The organism is Marinobacter sp. tcs-11 (assembly GCF_002049515.1).
Classification (GTDB): Bacteria; Pseudomonadota; Gammaproteobacteria; order Pseudomonadales; family Oleiphilaceae; genus Marinobacter; species Marinobacter nauticus.
The window spans coordinates 165930-190939 of sequence record NZ_LLYU01000008.1; the positions used below are offsets into that span (position 1 = coordinate 165930).

The following is a 25010-nucleotide window of genomic DNA, read 5'->3' on the forward strand; positions in this document are numbered from 1 at the left end:
TTATGTTTTAAAAGGACTTTAAAGCAGGCCGCGCCTTTCGAAAAGAAAGCCGGATTGCGAGATCACCTTGCTGACAACCTTCCTTGATATTTATCAGGAATGAAATACCCACCTCGTTTGCAAAATGACTCCAACGCCGTGACAGCCACTGATTCCGGTGGCTCCGGGTCAAAGAAACGAGGAGCTTAACCATGGCAAAAACCAACGCTGACATTGAACACTGGGATGTCGAAAGTGAGGAGTTCTGGGAGCGGGAGGGCAAGAAAGTCGCCTCCCGCAACCTGTGGATTTCCATCCCCAGCCTGCTGATGGGATTCGCCATCTGGCTGATGTGGGGAATGATCACCACCCAGATGAAAAACCTGGGTTTTTCTTTCACCGTTGAACAGCTGTTCACGCTGACTGCCATTGCCGGTTTGTCTGGCGCCACCCTGCGAATTCCGGCCTCGTTCATGATCAAGATTGCCGGCGGTCGCAACACCGTTTTTCTGACCACGGCCTTGCTGATGATCCCGGCCTTAGGCACCGGTGTCGCCCTGATGAACCCGGATACACCGTTCATCGTGTTCCAGGCGCTGGCACTGCTGTCCGGTATTGGCGGCGGTAACTTTGCCTGCTCCATGAGCAACATCAGTGCATTCTATCCGAAGAGCAAACAGGGTTACGGTCTGGGCATGAACGCCGGCCTGGGTAACTTCGGCGTGACCACCATGCAAATTCTGATTCCACTGGTAATGACCGTCGGCGTGTTCGGCGCTCTTGCCGGTGACCCCATGCAACTGCAAAGCCCCAGCGGCACCCTGATCGGCCGTATTGAGGCCGGCACCGACACCTGGATCCAGAACGCCGGCTTCATCTGGCTGGTCTTTCTGATTCCGCTGGCCTTCGCGGGCTGGTTCGGCATGAACAACCTCAAGGTGGTGACTCCAAATCCCGGCAGCCCGATATCTGCCTTCGGTAAGATTCTTGGTCTCTATGGCGTTGGCCTGCTGACCTCTATTGCCGGCGTCTGGGCCCTGTCAGTCATGAATATGTGGCTGGCCCTGCCCATCACCATTGTGCTGACCGTGGTGCTGCTCAGACTGATCCCCGGTGACATCAAGCCCAACATCAAGAACCAGTTTGCCATTTTCAGCAACAAGCACACCTGGTCCATGACCGTGCTTTACATTCTGACTTTCGGTTCTTTCATCGGCTTTTCTGCCGCCCTGCCGCTGTCCATCAGCGTCATCTTCGGCAACATGATGGAAGTAGGCGCCGACGGTACCATGACTCGTGTAGTCAATCCGGAGGCGCCCAGCGCTCTGACCTGGGCCTGGATGGGGCCGTTCGTTGGCGCCCTGATTCGTCCGGTCGGCGGCTGGATTTCCGACAAGATGGGCGGTTCCATCGTTACCCAGATCATCTCGGTGGTGATGGTTGTCGCTTCGGTCGCCACCGGCTACGTGATGATGCTGGCCTACAACTCAACTGATCCGAACAGCTATTTTGCCCTGTTCCTGATCCTGTTCATTGTGATGTTCGCCGCCAGCGGTATTGGCAATGGCTCCACCTTCCGCAGCATTGGTTTTATCTTCAACCAGCAGCAGAAGGGCCCGGTACTGGGCTGGACCTCAGCAATCGCCGCTTACGGCGCCTTCATCGCCCCTCGCGTGATGGGCCAGGAGATCCAGGCCGGCACGCCAGAAGTGGCCATGTACGGGTTCGCAGTGTTCTATGCGGTGTGTCTGGTGGTTAACTGGTGGTTCTACCTGCGCAAGAACGCCTACATCAAGAATCCGTAACAGCAAGAATCCAAGCGTTAGACCTCTGCTCGCCGGCCCCACAAGGGCCGGCTTTTTTATGGCGGCAGGGAACGACCAATGATCAGCGTTTCTCCGCGGCTTCGGGCTCACAACCCAGAGCAGTGAGCACCTGCTGCATGGGCTCCCCCTCCCCGGCACTTGCCTCCAGCGCCAGATCCCTGGCGCTCTTGCCCGATTTATTAACCAGCTCCGGATCTGCCCCGGCAGAGAGCAGCAACCGAACCAGTTCCGGATTGCGGTTGCGCACAGCCATCATCAGCGCAGTCTGCCCGTTTTCGTATTCCCGGATGTCAGGATCGGCACCTCTGGTCAGTAGCAGGCGTACAGCCTCCGGACGGCTGGCAATCACCGCCCCCATCAGAGCCGTATAGCCGGTTTTTTCCGTATGGTTTATATCCGCGCCATGATCCAGCAAGAAGGCAAGAATATCCGTATGACCACGGGAGGCAGCCCTCATCATGGCCGTCCACTTGCAGTCGTCCCCTGCGTCAACCCGGGCCCCACGCTCGACCAGCTCGGCAACCCGGTCAGTCTCGCCCTCTTCCGCCGCCACAATCAGGGGAGTTCTACCCCTGCTATCACGGGCTTCCAGATCCTCGCCTTCGCCCAGGAGCTGCCAGAATCCGAGTAACAGGGCCAGCGCCAACATCGCCCCCATCAGCCCGGACCAGCGTTCCCAGAACCCCATGACCTCTCTCCTGTTGCGACCACTTTCCTCCGAGCATACAAAAAACCCGCCGGGATTGCTCCGCGGCGGGTTGTCACAGCTCCCGTTGTAAAGGGAACGTTTTTACCGTGCTGTCTGGCCCGCCAACCGGTGGCGCTCCTCTTCTTCGATCTGCAGATCGACAGAAGACACGTGGTATTCCTCAGAGAAGCCGCTCTCGGGTTCCTTCAGCCACATAATGCACAGTATCCAGCTAACAAAGGCTCCAGCGGCGATGATGAAGAAGAACTGGGTCGGGGTGACAAAAGTGAAGATGGTCAGGTAGACCACCGCACCGACGTTGCCATAGGCACCAGCCATACCAGATATCTGGCCGGTCAGGCGACGCTTGATAGAGGGGATGATGCCAAAGGTGGCGCCTTCTGCACCCTGTACGAAGAAGGACGTGAACACAGTGATCGCCACTGCCACAATCAACGGCCAGTTGGAATTCAGTAGCCCCATAAGACCGAATCCTACCGCAATACCGAACATGTAGCTGAGCATCACGAAACGGCGGTTCCCCATGCGGTCAGATACCAGGCCGCCCATCGGACGGGCCATCAGGTTCACGAAGGCGAAAGATGCCGCAATCAGCCCGGCTGCCGTTGCGCTCAGACTCCAGGTCTCTTCGAAGAACATTGGCAGCATGGAGACCACAGCGAGTTCCGCGCCAAAGTTAGCGAAGTAGGTGCTGTTCAGGGCAGCCACACTGTTGAACGGGTATTTGTCGTCCTCAGGCACGCCTTTCTTCAGGATGGGGACGTTTACCCGCAGTATCTGAACAATCTGATAGCAGACAATGGCGAAGATCACCGCGTAACAGATAGCAGCCCCGGTGGCAGACAGGTACCCCATGTTCTGGATACGCCACACCAGAATAGCCAATACCCCGACCAAAGGAATGGTCCACAGGATCAGCTTGACCATATCACCCCAGGTGCTGACTTCCAGTGCCACGGCCTTACGGGGTTTACGATGCACGGTACCAGCAGGGCCGTCGGTAATCGCGAACCAGTAGTAGACGCCGTAGGCCGCCATCACGATGGCACTCTGGGCGATGGCCCAGCGCCAGCCGTCTTCACCGCCGTACATGGTAATGGCAATGGTCGGCAGTGACATGGCAGCCGCCGCAGAACCAAAGTTGCCCCAGCCCGCATAAAAGCCTTCTGCAAAGCCAATGTCCTTGGGTTTGAACCACATGGCCGTCATATGAATACCAACCACAAAGCTGGCACCAATGGAGCTCAGTACCAGGCGGCTGACCAGCAACTGAGCCATGGTGTTACCAAAAGCAAACACCAGCGCCGGTATGGCCATCACCACCATCAACACCGAAAACACCCTACGTGGACCGAAGCGGTCCAGCGCCATACCCACGATAATGCGGGCGGGAATCGTCAGCGCCACGTTACAGATGGCAAACAGGCGCAGGTCGTCCTTGGTCAGCCAGTCCACGCTTTTGAGCATGCTGGACGCCAGTGGCGCCATGTTGAACCAGACATAGAATGTAATAAAGAAGGCAATCCAGGTCAGGTGTAGTGCCCTGATTTCAGGATTGCGGACGCGGAATACGTCAGCGACTTTCATTTCAGCCTCCCGGGGCTAAGACAATGGAAACAGGTAATCCCGGCCATCAAAGGCTGGGCAGAATCAGAAGTGGGCACTGGATCCGGCGAGCCAGGAAGGAGCTGACGCTGCCAAACGTCATGTAATCCAGTTCGTCCACGAAATAGGTCAATGATCGGGCAATGAAGCCGCCGTCAGGCTCATGACTGTGGCGGGCGATGACCAGCATGTCTGGCCGTACCTTTTTCTCGGCGGCGAACAGCAGGCTCTTGCGGGCGTCGCCTTCCAGCATCAGGCTCTCGGCACTCACCTGCTCGCTTTCGCACAGTTCCAGAGCTTCTTTCAGATGCTGTTTCAGCTCGCCAACTTCTTCCTGAAACAGGTCTTCATTGCCGGAGGTGATGTCGCGTGGGTTTTCTGCCACCGCAACCAGCGTGATTTTTGGCTCCAGCCGCCGAAACATGGTGATGGTCTGGGCCAGCGCCAGTTTCGCGTTTCGGGAACCGTCGTAGGCAATCATGATGTTCATGTGGCTCTCCCGGTATCACACCCCCAAGACGGAGGCATTCGAGTTGATATCGGTCAGCATTACCCCATAGCACCCAGCCGCCATAATTGATCTTGATCAAGCCTGAACCCACGTACCCCACCAGAGAAAGCCCCGGAATATCACCTTTCCCGGGATAGTGACCATTGACCTACCCCCTTTGCACCCAGCAGGAGGTACCTCCAATGCGCCGGCCCGAAAATTCGGCTTTTTGGTATGGTTTCAGAGGAGTATTTTCCGGCCAGGAGAGACCATGACGAGCATGCCCGCCAAAGCTCAGCAATATCGGGCGCTGGGCCTTTCGACCTTCGCCTTCACCCTGTGTTTTGCCGTCTGGACCATCTTTTCCATCATCGGCATTCGCATCAGTGAAGAGCTGGCGCTGTCCGACACCCAGCTGGGATTGCTGATGGCCACGCCGATTCTTACCGGCTCCATCAGCCGTTTATTCCTGGGCATCTGGACCGACCGTTATGGCGGGCGCTGGGTGTTCGGCATCCTGATGCTGACCACCGCGGCCTGTGTTTACCTGCTGACCTTTGCTACGACCTACGCCATGATGCTGGTCGGGGCCCTCGGAGTGGGCCTGGCGGGCGGCGCTTTCATAGTCGGGGTGGCCTATACCGCAGCCTGGTTTGAACCGGCTAAACAGGGCACCGCACTGGGGATTTTCGGCGCCGGCAACGTCGGTTCTGCCGTGACCAACTTCGGCGCCCCGTTTCTGTTGGTGGCCTTCGGCTGGGAGAAAACCGCGCAGATATACGCCACGGTGCTGGCCATCATGGGCATTGCCTTCCTGTTACTGGCAAAAACCGACCCGCTGGCCGAACAACGCCGCAGCGCCGAACAGAAATCGTTTGCCGAACAGATGGCACCGCTCCGGGAACTTCGGGTGTGGCGCTTTGCCCTGTACTATTTTTTTGTGTTCGGCGCCTTTGTTGCCCTGGCGCTCTGGCTTCCCCATTACCTGATCGGCGTTTATGGCCTGGACATCAAAACCGCCGGCATGATCGCCGCGCTCTATACCATCCCGGCATCCCTGTTCCGCGTCCTCGGGGGCTGGCTGTCGGACCGCTTCGGCGCCCGACGAGTGATGTACTGGACATTCATTGCCTCGGTAGTCTGTACCTTCCTACTCAGTTATCCGCCCACCCGCTATGTGGTGCATGGCATCGAGGGAGATATCAATTTCACGCTGGCCATGAGCCTGCCCATGTTCGTGGTGCTCACCTTTATCCTCGGTTTTTTCATGTCGCTCGGTAAGGCGGCCGTCTACAAACACATTCCGGTGTACTACCCGATGCATGTGGGGGCCGTCGGCGGCGTGGTAGGAATGATCGGGGGCATCGGTGGTTTCATCCTGCCACTCACCTTTGGTGTGCTGAACGACATAACCGGCATCTGGCAAAGCTGCTTCATGCTGATGTTCGCCATTGTGGCAGCAGCCCTGGCCTGGATGCACTACGCCATCCGCAAAGCGGAACGGGTGGAATGGGCGGCCCAGACCGAGCAGACCGATCTGCCGGAACTGGCCTCCCCGCAGCTGTTCTATCCCATGAACCGTCATCCGGTAGCAGATGCCGCCATGCGGAACTCCGACCAACACGGGTAAATGCCCCGGCCACCGTTTCGTGCTTTATGCCCCGCCTGCGGGGCTTTTTTGTATACTGGCCCGACAATGATCGAGTGGAGTCCCGCTGGTGGCAAAATGGCTGGTTAAAACCGAACCCTCTGAATGCGGCATTGATGATTTTGCCCGTCAGCCTGAGGGTGTTATTCCCTGGGATGGTGTGCGCAATTACCAGGCCCGCAACTTCCTGGCGCAGATGCAGGAGGGAGATCTCGTCTTTATCTATCACTCCAGCTGCAAGCGCATAGGCATTGCCGGTATTGTTCGCGTAGTGAAATCCGCCTACCCGGACCCAAGCCAGTTCAACCCGGAGTCTCCCTACTACGACCCGAAAAGCACCGCAGAAAAACCTCGCTGGCAAGCGGTCGACCTGCAGTTTGAACGGAAATTGCCGGCGTTGATCCCCCTGGACTCACTCAAAGCCATGCCAGAGCTCAGTGAACTGGCTCTGGTACGCAGAGGCAGCCGACTCTCGGTCATGCCGGTCAGCGATGCCGAGTGGCAGCAAATCCTCCACCTGGTCGATTAAACTCAGATCACAGGCCTACCACCACCGGCTCCGTAGCTTTAGAATTGCCGCGTTTCAATTCTCCCGGAGCCGTCGAGATGTCCATGGACATGAATCCCGCCAGCAGCTTTGCCCAGCTCAAGCGCATTGAATCGAGCAAGGTGTTCCAGACTGTTGTTATCGCCATCATCATTCTGTCTGCCCTGACCATCGGCGCCAAAACCTATGATCTGCCACCATTGGTGGAACAGAGCCTGTCGGTGATGGACAACGCCATCACCCTGTTCTTTCTGGTGGAAATCCTGTTCCGGTTCGCCGCCTGCCCACTCAAACGCCGCTTTCTCATGGATGGCTGGAACCTGTTCGACACCATCGTGGTGATCGGCAGCCTGATCCCTCTGGACAATTCCGAGGCGGTATTGCTGGGCCGGTTACTGCGCGTATTCCGGGTGCTTCGACTGGTATCAGTGGTGCCCGAGCTGCGCTTTCTGATCAACTCGTTACTGAAAGCTATTCCGCGCATGGGCTACATTGCCCTGCTGATGTTCATCATCTTCTACATCTACGCTGCCATGGGCTCCATGTTCTTCGCCAGCGTTGACGAAACACTCTGGGGCGATGTCGCCATCGCCATGCTCACACTGTTCCGGGTTGCCACCTTTGAGGACTGGACCGACGTGATGTATGCCACCATGGAAGACTATCCCATGAGCTGGTTGTACTACCTGACCTTTATCTTCCTGACGGCCTTTGTGTTCCTGAACATGATGATCGGGGCGATACTGGAGGTAATGAGCGAGGAGCAGAACGCCAAACAGGCCCAGAAGGCCCACGATGAGCGGGATGAGATTGCCCGTCAGCTCCGGGCTGTACAGGAACAGCTGCAGGAACTGACGAAGCAGGTCAGCGAGAAACGCTGATTCAGAATGGCTTGGCCATGGCCAGATGGAAAATAGCCGTCACCTGCACCAGGGCAAGTACCGCCGCCACAATGCGTGCGGGCTTGCCCACAGTGGTTTTCAGCGCAAACACCCCGGCAATGATGTAACCGAACAACAACACGATCTTGGTGATCAGCCAACCGGGCATGGCAGAGGCATAACCGGCCACAAACACCAGCGCAATGGCCGCGACCAGAAGGATGGTGTCATTGATGTGGGGAATGAACCGTAGCGGCGTCTGGCGCCAGCCTGGTCGCCCGACCGCATCAAGCAGTAGCCGCAGGGCAAACAGCGTGATGGTTAGGTAGGCGGTGGTCATGTGCAGGTGCTTCAGGATAATGTACGACGTCATGGAAGTTCCTTTGTTAACAAACGGGTTGCGGCCATTGTACGCAAACTACCCCCAAGCAGGTATGGTTAATACAGGCGCGAAGGTTTAACATATACCCAGAATACATGTATATGGGAGACATCTATGCAGGCCATACCGACTTCCCCTGAACGGGCGTCTGCCAGCCTCAGCCAACTCTTTTCCTATCCTTTCCGGATTTTTTTCCTTTCCATGACGGTACTGGCCATTGTTGCCATCCCGGTATGGGTCCTGGAAGTCACCGGCGTGGTTCAACTGCCACTGGCCCTGCCCGCCCTGTTCTGGCACCAGCATGAAATGCTGTTCGGATTTTTGTCTGCCGCCATCGCAGGCTTTCTGCTCACCGCCGTGTGCGTCTGGACCCAGACCAACCGAACCCACGGTGCACTGCTTGCAGGTCTCTGGAGCGTTTGGCTGGCCGGTCGCCTGTTGCTGGCCTTTGGTGGCAACCTGCCGGACTGGCTGGTACAGGGCGTAAATCTGGCGTTCCTGCCCCTGGTGATGATCGATGCCGGCTGGCGAGTGTGGAAAGCCCGCCAGAAGCGGCAGCTGATGATTCTGCTTGTCCTCGGGCTGCTCTGGCTGATGCAGATCGGCTTTGTTACCCGCCTGAATATGGCGTTCAGCTACGGAGCACTGATCATGGCCATGGCGCTGATCAGCATCATCGGAGGCCGGATTACCCCTGCGTTCTCAGCCGGATGGCTTCGCCAGCGTGGCGGCAATGCCGAGGCAGTCAGGATGATTCCGGCACTGGATATGGCGGCACTGTTCTCCATGATCCTGCTGATGGCATCCCTGGTGACGGGCTGGCAAACCGTCACCGCCGTCATTGCGGTGGTTGCTGCATCGTTGATGCTGGTGCGCCTGTATAACTGGAAAGGCTGGCTGGTGCGCAAAGATCCCTTGCTCTGGATTCTGCACCTGTCCATTCTCTGGGTGCCGGTTGCACTGATTCTGCTGGCAGGCTCTTTGGTGGCCGGATGGCCAACCAATGCCTGGAGCCATGCCGCCGGTACCGGCGCCATCGCCTGCCTGATTCTGGGCGTGATTGCTCGCGTGTCACTGGGCCACACCGGCCGCCCGCTGGTGCTGCCAAAGGGCATGGTCCTGGCGTTCGTGGCCATCCAGCTCGCTGCGGTTATTCGGGTATTGACCGCCTTCAACCTGATTCCCTGGCACCCCGGCATTGGCACCAGCACCCTGCTGTGGATGCTGGCCTATGGCCTGTTCCTGGTGCGTTACACCGGCATTCTGGCCAGCCCCCGGCCAGACGGGCGCGAAGGCTGATCCAGTGCCAGATACGAAAAGGCCGGCTCGGGGCGTAACCGAGCCGGCCTTTCTGTTTTCGGCGGCAGGACTTCAGGCCGCCATTTTCTCTTTCAGCAGCTTTTCAAAATGGGATCGGGCCGCACGGAACCGGGCTGCCGGAAAGTGAATGCTGATGCCCTCCAGTGCTGCCATCAGCATTTCCAGATGGGCATCCCAACCGGCGCAGGCAATAGGCACCACCTCATCGTCCGGCAACGACAGCGTCAGGCAAAGCCGAGTACAGACTCCTTCCCGCAGTAATTCCCAGGTCAGCGGCCGCTCAGGGGCATCTCCGGAACTCCAGGAGTAGGACAACAGCCGGTGAGGCCGGCAGGCGGTAATGGTACAGTCGATGGGCATGCCACTGTTGCCAAAATCCAGCTGAACCCGGCCACCTTCACGAGCCTCCAGAGACCCGGCAGCCAACCAGTTGGCCAAATGCACCGAATCGGTCAGCATATTCCAGACAGCCTCCGGAGGATGTTCCAGCAACCGTTCCAGGTGTACCAATACCCGGCCCGCCTCGAACCGGATTTGTCCATCGATGAATTCCTCATCTGCAGACATAGGCCCTCCCAAATATGGCGAACTTCACAGATTCGACGAAAGTATCAAACCGGACAAAACTTGGCCTTGATGACCATCAACCGGCTCTGGCTGCGGGTCCGGGGAACTTCTGGGCGGCAATCATCCACTAAAGGTCAATAGCCGTTCCCAGAACAGGCGCTAAAGTAGAAGAAATCATTTTGCAACAGAGACACAGGCAACATGTATCCTGATCACTTTGACAAAGAAGACCTGATCCGCTGCGGCCACGGCCAGCTGTTCCCGGGCGCCATGCGCCTGCCCATCGACGAAATGCTGATGGTCGACCGTATTACCCACATCGGAGCCGATGACGGCGAATATGGCAAAGGCAGCCTGGTGGCCGAACTGGATATCAACCCGGATCTCTGGTTTTTCAAAGTGCATTTTGAGGGCGACCCGGTAATGCCCGGCTGCCTCGGCCTGGATGCCATGTGGCAGCTGGTCGGCTTCTTCCTGGCCTGGAGTGGCGGTGAAGGCAAGGGGCGTGCTCTGGGGGCCGGAGAGGTGAAGTTTTTCGGACAGGTTTTGCCGGAGAACAAAAAGGTCACCTACTATCTGGATATCAAGCGGTTGATTCGCCGCAAACTGACCATGGCCATCGCGGATGCCCGTATGGAAGTGGACGGGCGGGAAATCTACACCGCCAAAGACCTTCGGGTCGGCCTGTTCACATCGACTGATGACTTTTAGGAGTTAGCACAATGCGTCGCGTTGTAGTTACCGGCATGGGGATCGTCTCCAGCCTTGGAACCAACCAGAAAGAAGTGGCCCAGTCACTTCGCGAATCCCGCTCTGGCATTGCTTTCAGCGAAGAAGCCCGGGACAAAGGCCTGCGCAGCCACGTCGCCGGCAAGATCGACCTGAACCTGTCAGAACTGATCGACCGCAAGATCTGGCGCTTTATGAGCCCTGCCGCCGGCTATTGCTACCTGGCCGCCAAAGAGGCCATTGAGCAGGCCGGCCTGACCGACGAGCAGCTGCGTGCAAATACCACCGGCGCCGTATTTGGTACAGGTGGCGCATCCACCGTCGAACTGCTGGACGCCATCGACACTCACCGCGACAAAGGCCTTCGCCGGGTGGGCCCGTACCGGGTACCCCGCACCATGGGTAGCGCCATCAACGCATCCATCACCACCGCCTTTGGCATTACCGGCATCAACTACGGCATCACTTCTGCCTGCGCCACCAGCGCCCACTGCATCGGCCACGCTGCCGATCAGATCGCCCTCGGCCGCCAGGACGTCATGCTGGCCGGCGGCGGGGAAGACATCCACTGGACCCTGAGCCTGATGTTCGACGCCATGGGCGCATTGTCAACCAAGTACAACGACACGCCGGAACAGGCCTCGCGCACCTATGACGCCGACCGTGACGGTTTCGTGATTTCCGGTGGCGGCGGTACGCTGATACTGGAATCCCTGGAACACGCGGAAGCCCGCGGTGCCACCATCCTGGCGGAACTGGTCGGATTTGGCGCCACCTCCGACGGCGCTGACATGGTTGCACCCAGCGGTGAAGGCGCCATTCGATGCATGAAGCAGGCTATGGCCAACATCGACGGCGAGATCAATTACATCAACACCCACGGCACCAGCACGCCGGCCGGTGATGTAACCGAACTGAAAGCGCTCAAGGAAACCTTTGGCGACAAGATCCCGCCACTGAGCTCCACCAAACCCCTGTGTGGCCACGCACTGGGTGCCGCGGGCGTACATGAGGCCATTTACAGCCTGATCATGCAGCGGGAGAGCTTTATTGCCCCGTCCGCCAACATCCAGACCCTGGACGAAGGCGCCGAAGGCTACCCGATCGTGCGTGAACGCATGGACAACCAGAATCTGAACCTGGTAATGAGCAACAGCTTCGGCTTTGGCGGCACCAACGCCACCCTGATCTTCAAGAAAGTCTGATCAGGACAAGCGAAGCGAGCGGTATTCAGCCGGCGGCGTTCCCATCCAGCGCTTGAACGCCCGGCTGAAGGCGCTCAATTCCGAAAATCCGAGCTGCTCGGCAATTTCCACCAGCGGCTTGGATTTATCTTTCATATAGGTGATCGCCTGCTCCCGACGAACCTGCTCCAGCAGAGCCGCAAACGTCAGCCCCTCCTGGCGCAACTTCTTGTGCAACGTATACCGGCTCATATTCAACTGCCCGGCCACCGTCTCGACACCTACTTTCCCTCGCTCCAACTGAATCCGGATCAGCTTGCTGACCCTCATACTCAGCGAACGCTTTGAATTTTCAGGCCTTAATGGCTCTGATGCCATGCTGGTTCCTCCTGCCTATCGTCCTGGCCCAAACTGCCAACTCCATCAGCGTACACATGTTAGCCGAAATCAATCAATACGACCTTTGAGCAAGATCAATGGCGCACCGGATTATTTGCGGCACAATGCCCGCTTTCAGAATGCCCTACCTGCATCCATCCGCTTTTCAGTTGATACCCGGAGACACCATGACCACCCCGGAACTGCTTGCTCCCGCCGGCACCCCCGAACATCTAGAAACCGCCTTCGCCTATGGCGCAGATGCCGTCTATGCCGGCCAGCCGAGATATTCGCTGAGAGTAAGGAACAACAGTTTCAAAGACGTTGCAGCCCTGGGCGCCGGCATTGAACGAGCACACGAACTGGGAAAACAGTTCTATCTGGTCTCCAACATTGCACCCCATAACAATAAAGTGCGCAGCTACCTGAGAGACCTGGAGCCGGTCATTGAACAGAAACCCGACGCCCTGATCATGTCTGACCCCGGCCTCATCATGCTGGTAAGGGAGAAATGGCCGGATCAGCCCATCCACCTGTCGGTTCAGGCCAACGCGGTCAACTGGGCCACCGTGGAATTCTGGCGCCGCCAGGGCATCAGCCGAGTGATCCTGTCCCGGGAACTGGGCCTGGAGGAAATCCGCGAAATCCGCGAAAAAGTCCCCGCGATGGAACTGGAAGTGTTTGTACACGGCGCCCTGTGCATGGCCTACTCCGGCCGCTGCTTGCTGTCTGGCTACATGAACCATCGAGACGCCAACCAGGGCGCCTGCACCAACGCCTGCCGCTGGAACTATAAAGAAGTCCAGCACAGCCATGACCAGACCGGCGATCTGATCGCCACCTCTGCAGATGCGGTGGAAACCTGCGAGCCCAAAGAAATCCTGCTGGAAGAACCCAATCGCCCCGGCGGCTTCATCCCGGCCTACGAAGACGAACACGGCACCTACATCATGAACTCCAAAGACCTGCGCGCCGTCCAGCACGTAGCGGAACTGGTCAAGATGGGCGTTCACTCTCTGAAAATCGAAGGTCGCACCAAAAGCACCTACTATGTAGCCCGCACCACCCAGGTATACCGGAAAGCCATCGACGACGCTCTCGCCGGCAAACCCTTCGACATGCACATGATGGACGAACTCGAAGCCCTCTCGAACCGCGGCTACACCGAAGGCTTCCTGCGCCGGCACGTGCCCCAGGAATACCAGACCTACGAACAGGGCTCCTCGTATCTCGGCACCCAGCAGGTGGTAGGCACCATTGCCGACGCGGATGACCGGTGGCTCACCATCGACGTAAAAAATAAATTTGCCCCCGGCGACCAGCTGGAGCTCATCACCCCGGCCGGCAACCTGCGATTCTCTGCCAACACGATGGAAAACCGCCACGGCGAGGCCATGGAGTGCGCACCAGGCAGCGGCCACATCGTCAAAATTCCTAAACCCGCGAACGTGCCGGAAAAACTGGACTTCACCTATCTGACCAAGATTTTTCCCGAAAACGCCGGCCGTTAAACTCGAGTGGGCGATCTGTACGCCCCCCTTAGTGCCCCAAAGGCCGATTAAGGTATAATCCCTACACAACCGATTTAATACCTGACTATTTTACTCTGGTATTGTATAATCGCTCGCCAGAAGCAACGGGAAACCGGCCAGCAGCCCCTCCCGTCATCCAAAAACCGATTGCAGGGCGTACTCACGGAGAGAGCGACCACTGCGACAACAGCAAATCGAATACACCCATCCGCCAGCCCAATAGGGGCTGCCGATGACACAAAGGGCGCAAGCCCTGGATGAGAGAATTACGGAGCGACGATCATGGCGACCACCGACAACGAGGTGAAAGAGCTGATCAAACGGGAATACGAACACGGTTTCGTGACTGAAATCGAAGCCGACACGTTCGAACCCGGCCTGAACGAAGACGTCATTGCCCGCCTTTCCGCCATAAAGAAAGAGCCGGAATGGATGCTGGAATGGCGCCTCAAAGCCTATCGTCGCTGGCTGGAAATGGAAGAGCCGAACTGGGCTCATGTCGGCTACCCGAAAGTCGACTACAACTCGATTTCCTATTATTCCGCGCCCAAGCGCAAAGAGGATATGCCACAAAGCCTGGATGAAGTGGATCCGGAGCTGCTGAAAACCTACGAAAAGCTGGGCATTCCCCTGCACGAGCGCGAAAAACTGGCCGGCGTTGCCGTGGACGCAGTATTTGACTCGGTTTCCGTAGCCACCACCTTCAAAGAGCCGCTGGCCAAGGCCGGCGTGATCTTCTGCTCTATTTCCGAAGCCGTCCGCGACTATCCGGAACTGGTCCAGAAATACCTGGGCACCGTGGTACCCCACGGCGACAACTTCTTTGCAGGCCTGAACTCGGCGGTCTTTTCTGACGGCACCTTCGTGTACGTACCCAAGGGCGTGCGTTGTCCCATGGAGCTGTCTACCTACTTCCGCATCAACGCCGCCAACACCGGCCAGTTCGAACGCACCCTGATTATCGCCGACGAAGGCAGCTACGTAAGCTACCTGGAAGGCTGTACCGCACCCATGCGCGACGAGAACCAGCTGCACGCGGCCGTGGTTGAACTCGTGGCTCTGGACGACGCCCAGATCAAATACTCCACCGTACAGAACTGGTACCCGGGTGATGAAAACGGCAAGGGTGGTATCTATAACTTCGTGACCAAGCGCGGCGCCTGTATCGGCAAGAACTCCAAGATTTCCTGGACCCAGGTGGAAACCGGCTCCGCCGTCACCTGGAAGTACCCGAGCTGTGTACTGCGCGGTGAGAACAGCGTTGGCGAGTTCTACTCTGTCGCGCTGACGCATAATTACCAGCAGGCCGATACCGGCACCAAGATGATCCACCTGGGCAAGAATACCCGCAGCACCATCATCTCCAAGGGTATTTCCGCCGGCAAGAGCTCCAACGCCTACCGCGGCCTGGTGAAATTCGGCCCGGGCGCAGAGGGCGCGCGTAACTTTACCCAGTGTGATTCGCTGCTGATCGGCGACCGCTGCGGCGCGCACACTTTCCCGTACATCGAGAGCAAGAACAAGTCGGCCATCGTGGAACACGAGGCGACCACTTCCAAGGTCAGCGACGAGCAGATGTTCCTGTGCCGTCAACGCGGCATCGACCCTGAGCAGGCGGTGTCCATGATTGTCAACGGCTTCTGTAAAGAGGTGTTCAAGGAGCTGCCGATGGAGTTTGCGGTTGAGGCTGGCAAGCTACTGGAAGTGAGCCTTGAAGGGTCCGTTGGTTAAACGCTATGCCCCGCTGGCCTCGGAGGAGGCCAGCGAGCGGGGGAGCTTTCCGGGATACGCTGTAAATACATCCCTGTACGCTCGACAAAATCATCCCTGATTTTGACGATCCCGGAAAGCTCCCCCGCTCGCTGTCCCGAACGTTATTGGGGCATCGAAGGGTACGAATTTATAGATCGAAATTCAGGATATAGAGAGACATCTACAAATGCTGAGTATCAAAAACCTGCACGCCTCCGTTGAGGGCAAAGAAATCCTCAAGGGCATTAACCTGGAGATCAAGGCCGGGGAAGTTCACGCCATCATGGGCCCGAACGGTTCCGGTAAGAGTACCCTGTCACAGGTTCTGGCAGGCAACGACGCATTTGAAGTCACCAAGGGCGAAGTCACCCTGAACGGAGACAACCTCCTGGATCTGGAAACCGAAGAACGCGCCCGCGAAGGCATCTTTCTGGCCTTCCAGTACCCGGTTGAAATCCCGGGCGTGAGCAACCTGCAGTTCCTGCGCACCGCCGTGAACGCCATGCGCAAGCACAAGGGCCAGGACGAGATGAACGCGGCCGAGTTTATGAAACTGGCCAAGGAAGTTTCCAAACAGGTAGATCTGGACCCCGCCTTCCTGAAACGCGGCGTGAACGAAGGCTTCTCCGGTGGCGAGAAGAAACGTAACGAGATCATGCAGGCCCTGCTGCTGCAGCCCAAACTGGCGATTCTGGACGAAACCGATTCCGGCCTGGACATCGACGCCCTGAAAGTGGTTTCCGATGGCGTGAATGCCCTGCGCTCGGAAGACCGCGCCATTCTGATGGTCACTCACTACCAGCGCCTGCTGAACCACATTGTTCCGGATTATGTGCACGTACTGGCTGGTGGCAAGATCATCAAGTCGGGCGGTCGTGAACTGGCCCTGGAACTGGAAGAAAAAGGTTACGGCTGGCTGGGCATTAAAGACGACGACACCAGCAACTGATCAGGAGGCCGTGGAATGAAATCTGTACCCATGCTTTCCAGTGCCTTCCTGCACCCGGCCGGGGAATCCCTGCCGGAGCCGTTGCTGGCGCTGCGCAAGGAGCGGGCCAGCGCGCTGGTGGATATGCCGCTGCCTACTCGCAAGACCGAGAACTGGAAGTACTCCAGCAAGTACCTGAAGCTGGCCGACGATATGGCCATTTCCCTGCCGGCCGAAGGCAAGACCGGCAACAGTCTCGCTGTGCCCGGCTACAAAGTGGTTTTCATCAACGGCGTGATGATTCCTGAAGCCAGCGAGTATCCGGATCTCGACGGTATCGAGATCCTGAGCTTCAACGATCTGGCTAACGACGAAGCTGAAGCCCTGTCTGCAAAACTGGGCAGCACCCTGAATCACGACCAGGTTCAATTCGCCCGCCTGAACGGGGCGCGCTTCGAAGATGGCCTGTTCATTCGCCTGAAACCCGGCGCGGTGCTGGATCAGCCGTTGTTCATCATCCATGAAACCAGCGCTGACGCCAGCGGCTCCGCCTATCCACGTATCTACGTGGAAGCCGGCGCCAACAGCCAGCTGACTCTGGTAGAGGAATACACCTCCAGTGGTGAAGCATCCGCCTTGGTCAGCACAGTAACCGAATTCAGTCTGGCCGATGGCGCCAACGTCACCAGCATCCGCCTGAACATGGAAGGCGAGAATGTTCAGCACATTGGCGCTACCGGGGTACTGCAACAACGCAGCTCGCGCTTCGAGAGCCATTGCGTTGGTTTTGGCGGCCCCCTGCGCCGGCACGATCTGCAGGTGCGGCTTGAAGGCGAAGGCGCGGAAACCAAGCTCAATGGCGTGGTGGTTACCCAGGGCAAACAGCACTACGACAACCACACGTCTATTGACCATGTCGCGGCCCACTGCAACAGCGAAGAGACCTATCGCAATATTGCAGCCGACCAGTCCCATGCCGTGTTCAACGGCCGGATTCATATCCACCAGGACGCCCAGAAGTCCAATGCGGATATGAACAACAAGAACCTGCTGCTGTCCAACGGGGCAGAGATTGACACCAAACCGGAACTGGAAATCTACGCCGACGATGTGAAGTGTGCGCACGGCGCCACCATCGGTCAGCTGGACGAGACCTCCGTGTTCTACCTGGTATCGCGCGGGATCGGCCGCCGGCAGGCCAATGTTCTGCTCACCATGGCGTTCATTAACGAACTGGTGCAACAGATTCCGGTGGAAGCCGTGCGTGAAACCGCCCAGGCGCGGTTAAGTGATTTCTTTGAGCAAACCTTTCAGGAGGCCTGAGGGGCATGACTGATCTGTCCATGGCAAACAACACCCAGTCAATGGTGTTTGATGTGCAAGCCATTCGCCGTGACTTCCCGATTCTCAATCAGGAGATCAACGGGAAGCCGCTGGTGTATCTGGACAACGGCGCGTCGGCGCAAAAGCCACAGTCCGTGCTGGATGCCATGGATCGCTATTACCGCGAGATGCACTCCAATGTGCACCGTGGCGCCCATACCCTGGGTGATCGTGCGACGGCTGCGTTTGAAGGTGCCCGGGAAACCGTGCGCCAGTTTCTGAACGCGTCCAGCACCCGAGAAATCATCTGGACCCGAGGCACCACCGAAGCCATCAACCTGGTGGCCAATGGCCTGGCCCCGCGCCTGAAAGCCGGCGATGAGATTCTGGTCAGCCACATGGAACACCACGCCAACATTGTGCCCTGGCAGATGGTGGCCGAGCGCACCGGTGCCAGGGTTGTGCCCATCCAGGTGACACCGCAAGGCGAGCTGGATCTGGATTCGTTCAACAGCCTGCTGAACGAGCGCACCCGGGTGCTGGCGATCACCCACGTGTCCAACGCGCTGGGCACCGTCAACCCAATTGCGCCCCTGATTGAACAGGCGAAAAAACAGGGGGTACTGACCCTGGTGGATGGCGCCCAGGCGGTGCCCCACTTCCAGCCGGACGTTCAGTCCCTGGGCTGTGACTTCTATGCATTCTCTTCCCACAAGCTGTTCGGGCCCACGGGCATTGGCGTGCTTTATGGCCGCGCCGAACTGCTGGAAGAAATGCCGCCTTATCAGGGCGGTGGCGAAATGATTGAGCGGGTATCGTTCGAGCGAACCACCTGGAATGTGTTGCCCTACAAATTCGAGGCCGGAACCCCGGCTATTGCCGAAGCAGTGGGCCTGGGCGCCGCCATCGACTATCTGAACTCGCTGAACCGAAAGGCCATGGAAGCAGCAGAGGATGCCTTGCTACGCCGGGCCAATGAACTGGTCGAAACCGTGCCAGGCATGGAGATCATCGGTACCGCCGCCAATAAGGTACCGGTGATGTCGTTCAAGATTGCCGGCCTGCACCCCAGCGACATCGGCACCCTGCTGGACCAGCAAGGCATCGCCATCCGCACCGGCCACCATTGCGCCATGCCATTGATGGATTTCTACGGAGTACCCGGTACAGCCCGGGCTTCGTTTGCGTTCTACAATACGCTGGAAGAGGTCGAGAAACTGTTTACCGGCCTGCAAAAGATCCAGCGCCTGTTTGCCTGAGGAGGTGGAAACATGACAGCCGAAGTCTTCACCCCAAGCGATGTGAACGTGACCATGACCCCGACGGCGGTCAAACACGTTCGCAAACAACTGGACAAGAAACCGGAAGCCAAAGGCATTCGCCTGGCCATCAAAAAAAGTGGCTGTTCCGGTTTCAAGTACGAAACCCAGTGGGTAGAAACACCGGAATCCGATGACCGTATTTTTACCATCGACGGCGTGGATGTGTTCGTAAAGCAGGAACACCTGCCACTGGTGAACGGCATCGAAATCGACTTTGTCACCGAGGGTGTGAACTCCCTGTTCCGCTTCCGCAACCCCAACGCCACCGCTGAGTGCGGCTGTGGTGAAAGCTTCACGGTGGCGTAAAGCACAAAGATAGGACTGATCAAACATGCAAGAACGCGAAGTCGTCCTGACCAAACGCGAAGTGGAAGCCCGCCTGGTACCTGCCGGAACGGAAATCATGATTCCGTCAGACACCTTTGTGACCATTACCCAGTCCCTCGGCGGCAGCTTCACCGTGGCGGTCAACGGCAATCTTGCCCGCATTGAAGGCCACGACGCCGATGCCCTGGGCAAGCAGCCGCTGGAAAGCAGCTTCGAGACCCCGGAAGACGGCACCATCAACGAAAACCAGGTATGGGAAGCGCTGCGTAACTGCTACGACCCGGAAATCCCGGTGGACGTAGTCAACCTGGGCCTGATTTACGAATGCCGGATTGAGAACGGCACAGAAGACGGCAATCACGTTTACATCAAAATGACCCTGACCGCGGCTGGCTGCGGCATGGGGCCGGTAATCACCGACGATGTGAAGCGCAAGGTGGAGCATGTACCCAATGTGGACAAGGTTACCGTTGAGCTGACCTTTGATCCGCCCTGGAACAACGATATGCTCACCGACGAAGCCAAACTTGAACTGGGAATGCTATGACCGCCAGCAAGGAACAATTTCTGAACAATCCCCTGGGCAAAGACACCACCCTTGAAGACGTTCTGGATGCGTTTGAGTTTCTGGACGACTGGGAAGAACGCTACGCCTACATCATCGACCTGGGCAAGCAACTGCCAGGTTTTCCCGATGATGAGCGAGTTGAAGAAAACTACGTCCACGGCTGTCAGAGCCAGGTATGGCTGATTCATCGTTACGATGAGGACAGCGGCAAACTGTTCCTGCTGATCGATTCCGATGCCATGATTGTGCGCGGCCTGGCCGCCATCATTCTGGTGGCCCTGAACGGCAAGACGCCTCGAGAACTGCTGGCCACCGATATCGACGAGCTGTTCGAGCAGCTGGATCTGTTCCGCCATATTTCCCCCACCCGGGGCAACGGCCTGCGAGCCATGGTCGGCAAGATCCGGGATATTGCGGCGGCCGAGGCCGCCTGAGACTTACCAGATAATGGCCAGGTCATCGCGCTGAACGTTGATCAGGCCACCTTCCGTGGGGATTCGCCCGTTACTGAAATCCGGATGCACGTTGTCCAGTGTCAGCGTCACCCCGGTATCGGACAGCTCAGGCGTACCATCCAGTGAATCAAAGTATCGCTGGCTGCGGTACAGATCGAGTTCATCCCCCGGTCGCAGCCCCGCCGTTGCGCCGGAGGCGAGGGTCACCCGGTTGCCATCCACACGGGTTATCCGGGCCATGAATGGCTGACAGGCCAGAGCATTGTTGACGGCGGCGGTCATCTCGGCAATGACACCTTCAACCGCCTGCCCCCACTCGGAACCTTCAAAGCCCGCCGAGGCAAAACCTCCGGTACCACTGCCATCCGGCTGCCACCGTGCCGAGGTTTCAAACCGCTGCCGGAAGACCGGGGAACCGCTGAAGCCATCAAACACCATCACTTCGGCCTCAAACCGGCGCGAAGTGTCGGCCATCCCGATACCTCGCTGCATGCGATCCAGAATTGAGCTGCCCCAGGCGCCGGGGTCGGCCAGGCCAATATCCCGAATCACACCTGCCACCACAAACTGCGCCCCCAGTTCCCGGGCCAGCTGAACCACATTCGTCAGCTGATTGCTGGCCGGGTTTTTCTGAGACGTGGGCGCATCCGGCAGGTTGCTGAACAGCTGTAACGATGTCGCCCCCAGCACCTGCAATTGCCCCTGTTGTTGCAAGCGAGCCACCAGCTCCCGCGGCAATTGTTCGCCGGCGTCATCCAGGGCCGCACCGCCACCCTGCTCCGGACGGGTGATCGGGAACGCGGTTACCGCCACCCGTTTACGCAAACCGGAAGCCTGCCCGGCCTTGCAGCTGCCAGCGCTACCTTCGGCATCCGACAGCTCTGCCCGGACAATCACCCTCAGCAGATTGCCACTTCGGTACTCATCCACGATCGTGGCATTCCGAACCTGGGCCATGGCCGACAGCTCGGTATGAGAACCCACAAGCTGACCGTTCTCCATGGTGTCCCGGGTACTGACCCTGGCCTGATATTGCAGCGCAAGGTCGCGCATCGCGGCCTGACGCGCCTCAGTGCGGGCCTGATCCAGATTATTCTCCCGGATATTGGCATGCCCCACGCCTTCAAGGACCGCGCCATGGGCAAACCCGGCGAACAGACTCAGCATCCAGAACAAAAGCATTGATCTCATCATGGCAATCTAACCCACCGGATCGATACCGGTTCAATCACGGCGTTCATCAACAGACCTAATCCAGGTAGTACAGTGAATCTGTGCGACGGGCCTCAACATCCCCTACACGATCATTCCGCCTGGGCATGGGAATGGCACAGACATCCTGCACCTGATCGTCCGCCACCTTCGCCACACACTCCCGGAACCTCGGCTCCAGGCGCAGCTCCATCACGGTTTCCACCACGCCATCGCTATGCTCATTCACCGCCACCATCCGGGCGCCGCGAATGTAGCTGTCCACATAGGTGCGGAAACTGTCGTTCTGCAACACGAAGTCATTCACCGTGGAACTGCCGTAGATCACGGTACCGTAGACCCGCTCGGCCAGGTTCCGGTAGGCGTCCAGCTGTGAAGCCCGTCGAGCCAGTAAGCGCTTACGGGTATTTACCCGGTCGGCCTGAACATTCTCATAGGTACCAAAACCACTGACCCGGACCGTAATGGGCTCAAAGGTTTCAGTCCTGGCCTGATCGCTCCGGTAACTGCCCACCGGCGCGCAGGCGGCCACGGCAAAAGCCAGAACAGGAACAAGGATCCAGCGCAACGTCATTATCTTGTCTCCGGAAAACACTTTCACCAGAACCATGAAAGAATCACGCCAGATTCCACAACCAAATGATCTTTCGAAGGTTTCGATTGTTCATCGCAACTCCATGCCCATGCCAGCGGCAAAAAGCTGCCTTTATTTACACATACAGAACAAACCGTTACCGGTTGTGCGCTGTGTCACGAAATAAACTGGTCTAACCTTTCAAACACTTAATGATTTGTTCATGCAATAAAACCAACTCAGGACCGCCCATGAAAGCAAACCGCCTCAGCAAACTGTCCCTGGCCATCGGCCTGTCTGTTGCCACCACGTCTGCACTGGCAAGCCCGCAAGCCTTTATGTCTGCCCGCTCCTTCGCCATGGGCGGAACCGGCGTCGCCGTTGCCCATCCCTCTGCTGCACCGAGTGCCAACCCGGCCATGATGGCTGCTGAACAGCACGGCTGGGCAGACGATTTCGGCCTGATGCTGCCGTCTGTGAATGCGCGTGCGGCCGATGAGGAAGAGGTGATTGATCAGGTTGATGATATCCAGGACCAAATCGAGCAGTTTGAGGACCTGAAGTTTTCCAATCAAGCCGATGCCCAGGCCAAAGCACGGCAACTCGTAGACAACCTGGAAGCCTTTGACCGCGACACCATGCGTGCCAATGCAGGCTTGGGACTTGGCCTTGCTATCCCCTCAAACTCCTTGTCCTTTGGCTTCTTCGCCAACGCCAATCTGACAGCGACTGTGCGCGGTGAACTGGACGAAAACGACCTTGACCTTCTAAATGACATCGCTAATGGCGTTCGCCCGCCCGCCACTACAGATCTTGATACAGAGCTGAACTCACGCGGCAGAATCCTGGCCTCTGCAGTAGCAGAAGCCGGCATCAGCATCGCTCACTCGTTTATGCTTTCTAATGGCAACGCATTGCAGCTTGGTGTCTCCCCCAAATACGTGCAACTACAAACCTTCCAGTACACCGAAGAAATCTCAGACTTCGAGGATGATGATTTCGACAGTGACGAATACGAAACTGACAAAAGCGGCTTCAACCTGGACATCGGTGCTGCTTATGCCTTCGGTGCTGAAAACCAGTGGAACGCCGGCGTCGTCGTCAAAAACCTGATCCCGATGGAACTGGATTCGGCCCAGAATCATCCGAGCGAAGAAAAATACACCCTCGAACTCAACCCGATGGTCACCGCAGGTATCGCCCACAAGAGCGACTACCACGTAATCACGGCAGAAGTGGACCTGACCAAGAAAGAAGCCTTCGGGTATGAAGACGATACCCAGTGGCTGGCCCTGGGCGCGGAATTCGACGCCTGGCGTTACGCCCAGCTGCGCGCAGGTGTTCGCCACAACCTGGCCAGTAACGACGACAACGACGGCATCGAGGAAGACACTCAGTTCACCGCAGGTCTCGGCCTGAACATCATTGGTGTTCGCGTGGATATCGGCGCCCTGTACAGCAGCGCCGATGTCGGCGCAGCCCTGGAACTCGGCACCTCCTTCTAAGCCGACGCCCCCGGCCGCAAAAGCCCGGTCTGCCCTGCGCAGCCCGGGCTTTCTTATTTCACGCTGCCTGTTTGCCTCTGGCCGGTCGTGGCCGGATAATCCCCGTTACCCATTCATGGCAATCAGGAACAAACCGCATTATGCAAACCTATCTGGTGGGCGGCGCTGTCCGCGACAAGCTGCTCGGCCTGGGCGTTAAAGACCGGGACTGGGTAGTGGTTGGTGCCACCCCGGAAGACATGCTCCAGCGAGGCTTCAAACAGGTAGGGGCGGATTTTCCGGTTTTCCTGCATCCGGACACCGGCGAGGAATACGCCCTGGCCCGGACCGAGCGCAAGCAGGGGCGCGGGTACCACGGGTTCAGCGTTTACAGTGCACCGGATGTCTCCCTGGAAGACGATCTTCGCCGCCGTGACCTGACCATCAACGCCATGGCAGAAACCGAGAACGGCGACCTGGTGGACCCGTTCAACGGCCATGCCGACCTGGAACAGAAAAAGCTTCGGCATGTGTCTGAAGCCTTCGCCGAAGATCCCCTGCGCATCCTTCGCACCGCCCGCTTCGCCGCGCGCCTGCAGCCACTCGGGTTCAGCATCTGCCGGGAGACCATGGCGCTGATGCGGGAGATGGTCGCCAGCGGCGAACTCGGGGATCTGGTGCCAGAGCGGGTATGGCAGGAAATCCAAAGGGCATTGCATGAACAGGCTCCCGGCGTGTTCTTCGATGTGCTTCGGGAGCTTGACGCCCTGAAGGTGCTGATCCCGGAATTGGTCGATGAGCTGGGTTTCCGCCAGGGTCTCAGCGCCCTGCAGTGCATCCACCGCAAACAGGGTTCCACCGCCCAGCATTACGCCGCCTTGCTCAGTGGTGTGCCCGAGCCAGACGCCATTGCCAGGGCTAAAGCCATGAAAAGCCCCAACGACTGCCGGGATCTGACCCACCTGGTCTGTCTGTTCATGGCTCGGTTGAACGACGCCTCGCCTGAAGCCCGGCTAACACCGGAACGGGCAATGGAACTTCTGGACAAAGCCGATTTCTGGCGAAGGCCCGATCGTTTCGGCGTTTTGCTGGGCACCCTCGCCTGCACCCTCCAGGACGAACGCGCCCACGTGGTTCAGCAACTGGAACTGGCCGCACGCAGGGCCCAGAGCGTAACCCCTCACCCGTTCCTGCAAAGAGGCATTCACGGCAAAGCCCTGGGCGAGGCAATCCAGAACGAGCGGCTGGCCCGTATTACTGAGGCACTGAACTCACACGAATAAGGAAA

The 25010-nt window shown here is 58.1% G+C and carries 25 protein-coding genes; 17 read left to right on the forward strand and 8 right to left on the reverse strand.

The features are described from left to right. Nucleotides 1–191 precede the first annotated feature (191 nt). A complete protein-coding gene (locus ARC85_RS11170; RefSeq protein ID WP_023008612.1) occupies nt 192–1784 on the forward strand; it encodes an MFS transporter in 1593 nt (530 codons plus the stop codon). 82 nt (nt 1785–1866) lie between these two features. Here ARC85_RS11170 and ARC85_RS11175 read toward each other — a convergent pair whose 3' ends face one another. From ARC85_RS11175 to ARC85_RS11185, 3 genes are all read right to left on the reverse strand, one after another. After that, entirely contained in the window at nt 1867–2493 is a 627-nt protein-coding gene (locus ARC85_RS11175; protein WP_278350469.1) for an ankyrin repeat domain-containing protein, read from the reverse strand. A 102-nt stretch (nt 2494–2595) separates the two neighbouring features. Continuing rightward, entirely contained in the window at nt 2596–4101 is a 1506-nt protein-coding gene (locus ARC85_RS11180; protein ID WP_153741695.1) for an MFS transporter, read from the reverse strand. A 46-nt stretch (nt 4102–4147) separates the two neighbouring features. Continuing rightward, a complete protein-coding gene (locus ARC85_RS11185; protein ID WP_199452499.1) occupies nt 4148–4609 on the reverse strand; it encodes a universal stress protein in 462 nt (153 codons plus the stop codon). A gap of 271 nt (nt 4610–4880) precedes the next feature. Between ARC85_RS11185 and ARC85_RS11190 the strand changes: the two genes are divergently transcribed. From ARC85_RS11190 to ARC85_RS11200, 3 genes are all read left to right on the forward strand, one after another. Beyond that, a complete protein-coding gene (locus tag ARC85_RS11190; protein WP_199452500.1) occupies nt 4881–6239 on the forward strand; it encodes an MFS transporter in 1359 nt (452 codons plus the stop codon). An 88-nt stretch (nt 6240–6327) separates the two neighbouring features. Further along, on the forward strand, nt 6328–6786 hold the full coding sequence (locus ARC85_RS11195; RefSeq protein ID WP_011786584.1) for an EVE domain-containing protein: 459 nt from the start codon (nt 6328–6330) through the stop codon (nt 6784–6786). A gap of 77 nt (nt 6787–6863) precedes the next feature. After that, a complete protein-coding gene (locus ARC85_RS11200; protein WP_014422504.1) occupies nt 6864–7685 on the forward strand; it encodes an ion transporter in 822 nt (273 codons plus the stop codon). A 1-nt stretch (nt 7686) separates the two neighbouring features. Here ARC85_RS11200 and ARC85_RS11205 read toward each other — a convergent pair whose 3' ends face one another. Further along, nucleotides 7687–8058: a SirB2 family protein gene (locus tag ARC85_RS11205; protein ID WP_199452501.1), complete on the reverse strand. Its 372-nt coding sequence runs from the start codon at nt 8056–8058 to the stop codon at nt 7687–7689. A gap of 123 nt (nt 8059–8181) precedes the next feature. Between ARC85_RS11205 and ARC85_RS11210 the strand changes: the two genes are divergently transcribed. After that, entirely contained in the window at nt 8182–9366 is a 1185-nt protein-coding gene (locus ARC85_RS11210) for an NnrS family protein (RefSeq protein ID WP_011786587.1), read from the forward strand. Between the two features lie 72 nt (nt 9367–9438). Here ARC85_RS11210 and ARC85_RS11215 read toward each other — a convergent pair whose 3' ends face one another. Continuing rightward, the gene (locus tag ARC85_RS11215; protein ID WP_199452502.1) at nt 9439–9954 is read right to left on the reverse strand and encodes an SRPBCC family protein; all 516 of its coding nucleotides are present in this window, start codon (nt 9952–9954) and stop codon (nt 9439–9441) included. Between the two features lie 201 nt (nt 9955–10155). Between ARC85_RS11215 and fabA the strand changes: the two genes are divergently transcribed. Continuing rightward, nucleotides 10156–10665 carry a bifunctional 3-hydroxydecanoyl-ACP dehydratase/trans-2-decenoyl-ACP isomerase gene (gene fabA / locus ARC85_RS11220; RefSeq protein WP_011786589.1) on the forward strand — a complete coding sequence of 170 codons (510 nt, stop codon included), beginning with the start codon at nt 10156–10158 and terminating at the stop codon, nt 10663–10665. Between the two features lie 11 nt (nt 10666–10676). Continuing rightward, nucleotides 10677–11888 (forward strand): beta-ketoacyl-ACP synthase I, encoded by a 1212-nt coding sequence (fabB, locus tag ARC85_RS11225; protein ID WP_272999078.1) that lies wholly within the window; start codon nt 10677–10679, stop codon nt 11886–11888. Here the strand turns inward: fabB and ARC85_RS11230 are convergent, their stop codons facing one another. Further along, complete coding sequence (locus tag ARC85_RS11230; RefSeq protein ID WP_023008621.1) at nt 11889–12245, reverse strand: helix-turn-helix domain-containing protein; 357 nt, start codon at nt 12243–12245, stop codon at nt 11889–11891. It abuts the gene before it with no gap. A gap of 188 nt (nt 12246–12433) precedes the next feature. Between ARC85_RS11230 and trhP the strand changes: the two genes are divergently transcribed. From trhP to ARC85_RS11270, 8 genes are all read left to right on the forward strand, one after another. After that, complete coding sequence (trhP, locus tag ARC85_RS11235) at nt 12434–13756, forward strand: prephenate-dependent tRNA uridine(34) hydroxylase TrhP (protein ID WP_199452503.1); 1323 nt, start codon at nt 12434–12436, stop codon at nt 13754–13756. 303 nt (nt 13757–14059) lie between these two features. Continuing rightward, nucleotides 14060–15508: a Fe-S cluster assembly protein SufB gene (sufB, locus tag ARC85_RS11240; protein ID WP_011786593.1), complete on the forward strand. Its 1449-nt coding sequence runs from the start codon at nt 14060–14062 to the stop codon at nt 15506–15508. A gap of 208 nt (nt 15509–15716) precedes the next feature. Continuing rightward, nucleotides 15717–16478: a Fe-S cluster assembly ATPase SufC gene (gene sufC, locus ARC85_RS11245; protein WP_153741703.1), complete on the forward strand. Its 762-nt coding sequence runs from the start codon at nt 15717–15719 to the stop codon at nt 16476–16478. A gap of 15 nt (nt 16479–16493) precedes the next feature. Continuing rightward, the gene (gene sufD, locus ARC85_RS11250) at nt 16494–17780 is read left to right on the forward strand and encodes a Fe-S cluster assembly protein SufD (RefSeq protein ID WP_272999172.1); all 1287 of its coding nucleotides are present in this window, start codon (nt 16494–16496) and stop codon (nt 17778–17780) included. 5 nt (nt 17781–17785) lie between these two features. Beyond that, nucleotides 17786–19039: an aminotransferase class V-fold PLP-dependent enzyme gene (locus tag ARC85_RS11255; protein ID WP_183576978.1), complete on the forward strand. Its 1254-nt coding sequence runs from the start codon at nt 17786–17788 to the stop codon at nt 19037–19039. A gap of 12 nt (nt 19040–19051) precedes the next feature. Beyond that, complete coding sequence (locus ARC85_RS11260) at nt 19052–19408, forward strand: HesB/IscA family protein (RefSeq protein ID WP_011786597.1); 357 nt, start codon at nt 19052–19054, stop codon at nt 19406–19408. Between the two features lie 25 nt (nt 19409–19433). Continuing rightward, nucleotides 19434–19976, forward strand: a complete 543-nt coding sequence (gene sufT / locus ARC85_RS11265; protein ID WP_022990808.1) for a putative Fe-S cluster assembly protein SufT — start codon at nt 19434–19436, stop codon at nt 19974–19976. Continuing rightward, complete coding sequence (locus ARC85_RS11270) at nt 19973–20431, forward strand: SufE family protein (RefSeq protein WP_023008624.1); 459 nt, start codon at nt 19973–19975, stop codon at nt 20429–20431. The genes sufT and ARC85_RS11270 overlap by 4 nt, the downstream gene beginning before the upstream one ends. A 3-nt stretch (nt 20432–20434) precedes the next feature. Here the strand turns inward: ARC85_RS11270 and ARC85_RS11275 are convergent, their stop codons facing one another. Beyond that, the gene (locus ARC85_RS11275; protein ID WP_272999169.1) at nt 20435–21646 is read right to left on the reverse strand and encodes a flagellar assembly protein T N-terminal domain-containing protein; all 1212 of its coding nucleotides are present in this window, start codon (nt 21644–21646) and stop codon (nt 20435–20437) included. 55 nt (nt 21647–21701) lie between these two features. Continuing rightward, nucleotides 21702–22238, reverse strand: coding sequence for an LPP20 family lipoprotein (locus ARC85_RS11280; protein ID WP_222533923.1), 537 nt, complete (start codon nt 22236–22238; stop codon nt 21702–21704). A 251-nt stretch (nt 22239–22489) separates the two neighbouring features. Between ARC85_RS11280 and traF the strand changes: the two genes are divergently transcribed. After that, complete coding sequence (traF, locus tag ARC85_RS11285; RefSeq protein WP_236040816.1) at nt 22490–23743, forward strand: conjugal transfer protein TraF; 1254 nt, start codon at nt 22490–22492, stop codon at nt 23741–23743. A gap of 140 nt (nt 23744–23883) precedes the next feature. Further along, complete coding sequence (locus tag ARC85_RS11290; protein ID WP_153741708.1) at nt 23884–25005, forward strand: tRNA nucleotidyltransferase/poly(A) polymerase-related protein; 1122 nt, start codon at nt 23884–23886, stop codon at nt 25003–25005. Nucleotides 25006–25010 lie beyond the last annotated feature (5 nt).

What these genes read in the sequence shown, in the direction of transcription:
- ARC85_RS11170 (WP_023008612.1), top strand. Translation starts at nt 192, where the DNA reads ATGGCAAAAACCAACGCTGACATTGAACACTGGGATGTCGAAAGTGAG.
- ARC85_RS11175 (WP_278350469.1), bottom strand. Translation starts at nt 2,493, where the DNA reads ATGGGGTTCTGGGAACGCTGGTCCGGGCTGATGGGGGCGATGTTGGCG.
- ARC85_RS11180 (WP_153741695.1), bottom strand. Translation starts at nt 4,101, where the DNA reads ATGAAAGTCGCTGACGTATTCCGCGTCCGCAATCCTGAAATCAGGGCA.
- ARC85_RS11185 (WP_199452499.1), bottom strand. Translation starts at nt 4,609, where the DNA reads ATGAACATCATGATTGCCTACGACGGTTCCCGAAACGCGAAACTGGCG.
- ARC85_RS11190 (WP_199452500.1), top strand. Translation starts at nt 4,881, where the DNA reads ATGACGAGCATGCCCGCCAAAGCTCAGCAATATCGGGCGCTGGGCCTT.
- ARC85_RS11200 (WP_014422504.1), top strand. Translation starts at nt 6,864, where the DNA reads ATGTCCATGGACATGAATCCCGCCAGCAGCTTTGCCCAGCTCAAGCGC.
- ARC85_RS11205 (WP_199452501.1), bottom strand. Translation starts at nt 8,058, where the DNA reads ATGACGTCGTACATTATCCTGAAGCACCTGCACATGACCACCGCCTAC.
- ARC85_RS11210 (WP_011786587.1), top strand. Translation starts at nt 8,182, where the DNA reads ATGCAGGCCATACCGACTTCCCCTGAACGGGCGTCTGCCAGCCTCAGC.
- ARC85_RS11215 (WP_199452502.1), bottom strand. Translation starts at nt 9,954, where the DNA reads ATGTCTGCAGATGAGGAATTCATCGATGGACAAATCCGGTTCGAGGCG.
- fabA (WP_011786589.1), top strand. Translation starts at nt 10,156, where the DNA reads ATGTATCCTGATCACTTTGACAAAGAAGACCTGATCCGCTGCGGCCAC.
- fabB (WP_272999078.1), top strand. Translation starts at nt 10,677, where the DNA reads ATGCGTCGCGTTGTAGTTACCGGCATGGGGATCGTCTCCAGCCTTGGA.
- ARC85_RS11230 (WP_023008621.1), bottom strand. Translation starts at nt 12,245, where the DNA reads ATGGCATCAGAGCCATTAAGGCCTGAAAATTCAAAGCGTTCGCTGAGT.
- trhP (WP_199452503.1), top strand. Translation starts at nt 12,434, where the DNA reads ATGACCACCCCGGAACTGCTTGCTCCCGCCGGCACCCCCGAACATCTA.
- sufB (WP_011786593.1), top strand. Translation starts at nt 14,060, where the DNA reads ATGGCGACCACCGACAACGAGGTGAAAGAGCTGATCAAACGGGAATAC.
- sufC (WP_153741703.1), top strand. Translation starts at nt 15,717, where the DNA reads ATGCTGAGTATCAAAAACCTGCACGCCTCCGTTGAGGGCAAAGAAATC.
- sufD (WP_272999172.1), top strand. Translation starts at nt 16,494, where the DNA reads ATGAAATCTGTACCCATGCTTTCCAGTGCCTTCCTGCACCCGGCCGGG.
- ARC85_RS11255 (WP_183576978.1), top strand. Translation starts at nt 17,786, where the DNA reads ATGACTGATCTGTCCATGGCAAACAACACCCAGTCAATGGTGTTTGAT.
- ARC85_RS11260 (WP_011786597.1), top strand. Translation starts at nt 19,052, where the DNA reads ATGACAGCCGAAGTCTTCACCCCAAGCGATGTGAACGTGACCATGACC.
- sufT (WP_022990808.1), top strand. Translation starts at nt 19,434, where the DNA reads ATGCAAGAACGCGAAGTCGTCCTGACCAAACGCGAAGTGGAAGCCCGC.
- ARC85_RS11270 (WP_023008624.1), top strand. Translation starts at nt 19,973, where the DNA reads ATGACCGCCAGCAAGGAACAATTTCTGAACAATCCCCTGGGCAAAGAC.
- ARC85_RS11275 (WP_272999169.1), bottom strand. Translation starts at nt 21,646, where the DNA reads ATGATGAGATCAATGCTTTTGTTCTGGATGCTGAGTCTGTTCGCCGGG.
- ARC85_RS11280 (WP_222533923.1), bottom strand. Translation starts at nt 22,238, where the DNA reads ATGACGTTGCGCTGGATCCTTGTTCCTGTTCTGGCTTTTGCCGTGGCC.
- traF (WP_236040816.1), top strand. Translation starts at nt 22,490, where the DNA reads ATGAAAGCAAACCGCCTCAGCAAACTGTCCCTGGCCATCGGCCTGTCT.
- ARC85_RS11290 (WP_153741708.1), top strand. Translation starts at nt 23,884, where the DNA reads ATGCAAACCTATCTGGTGGGCGGCGCTGTCCGCGACAAGCTGCTCGGC.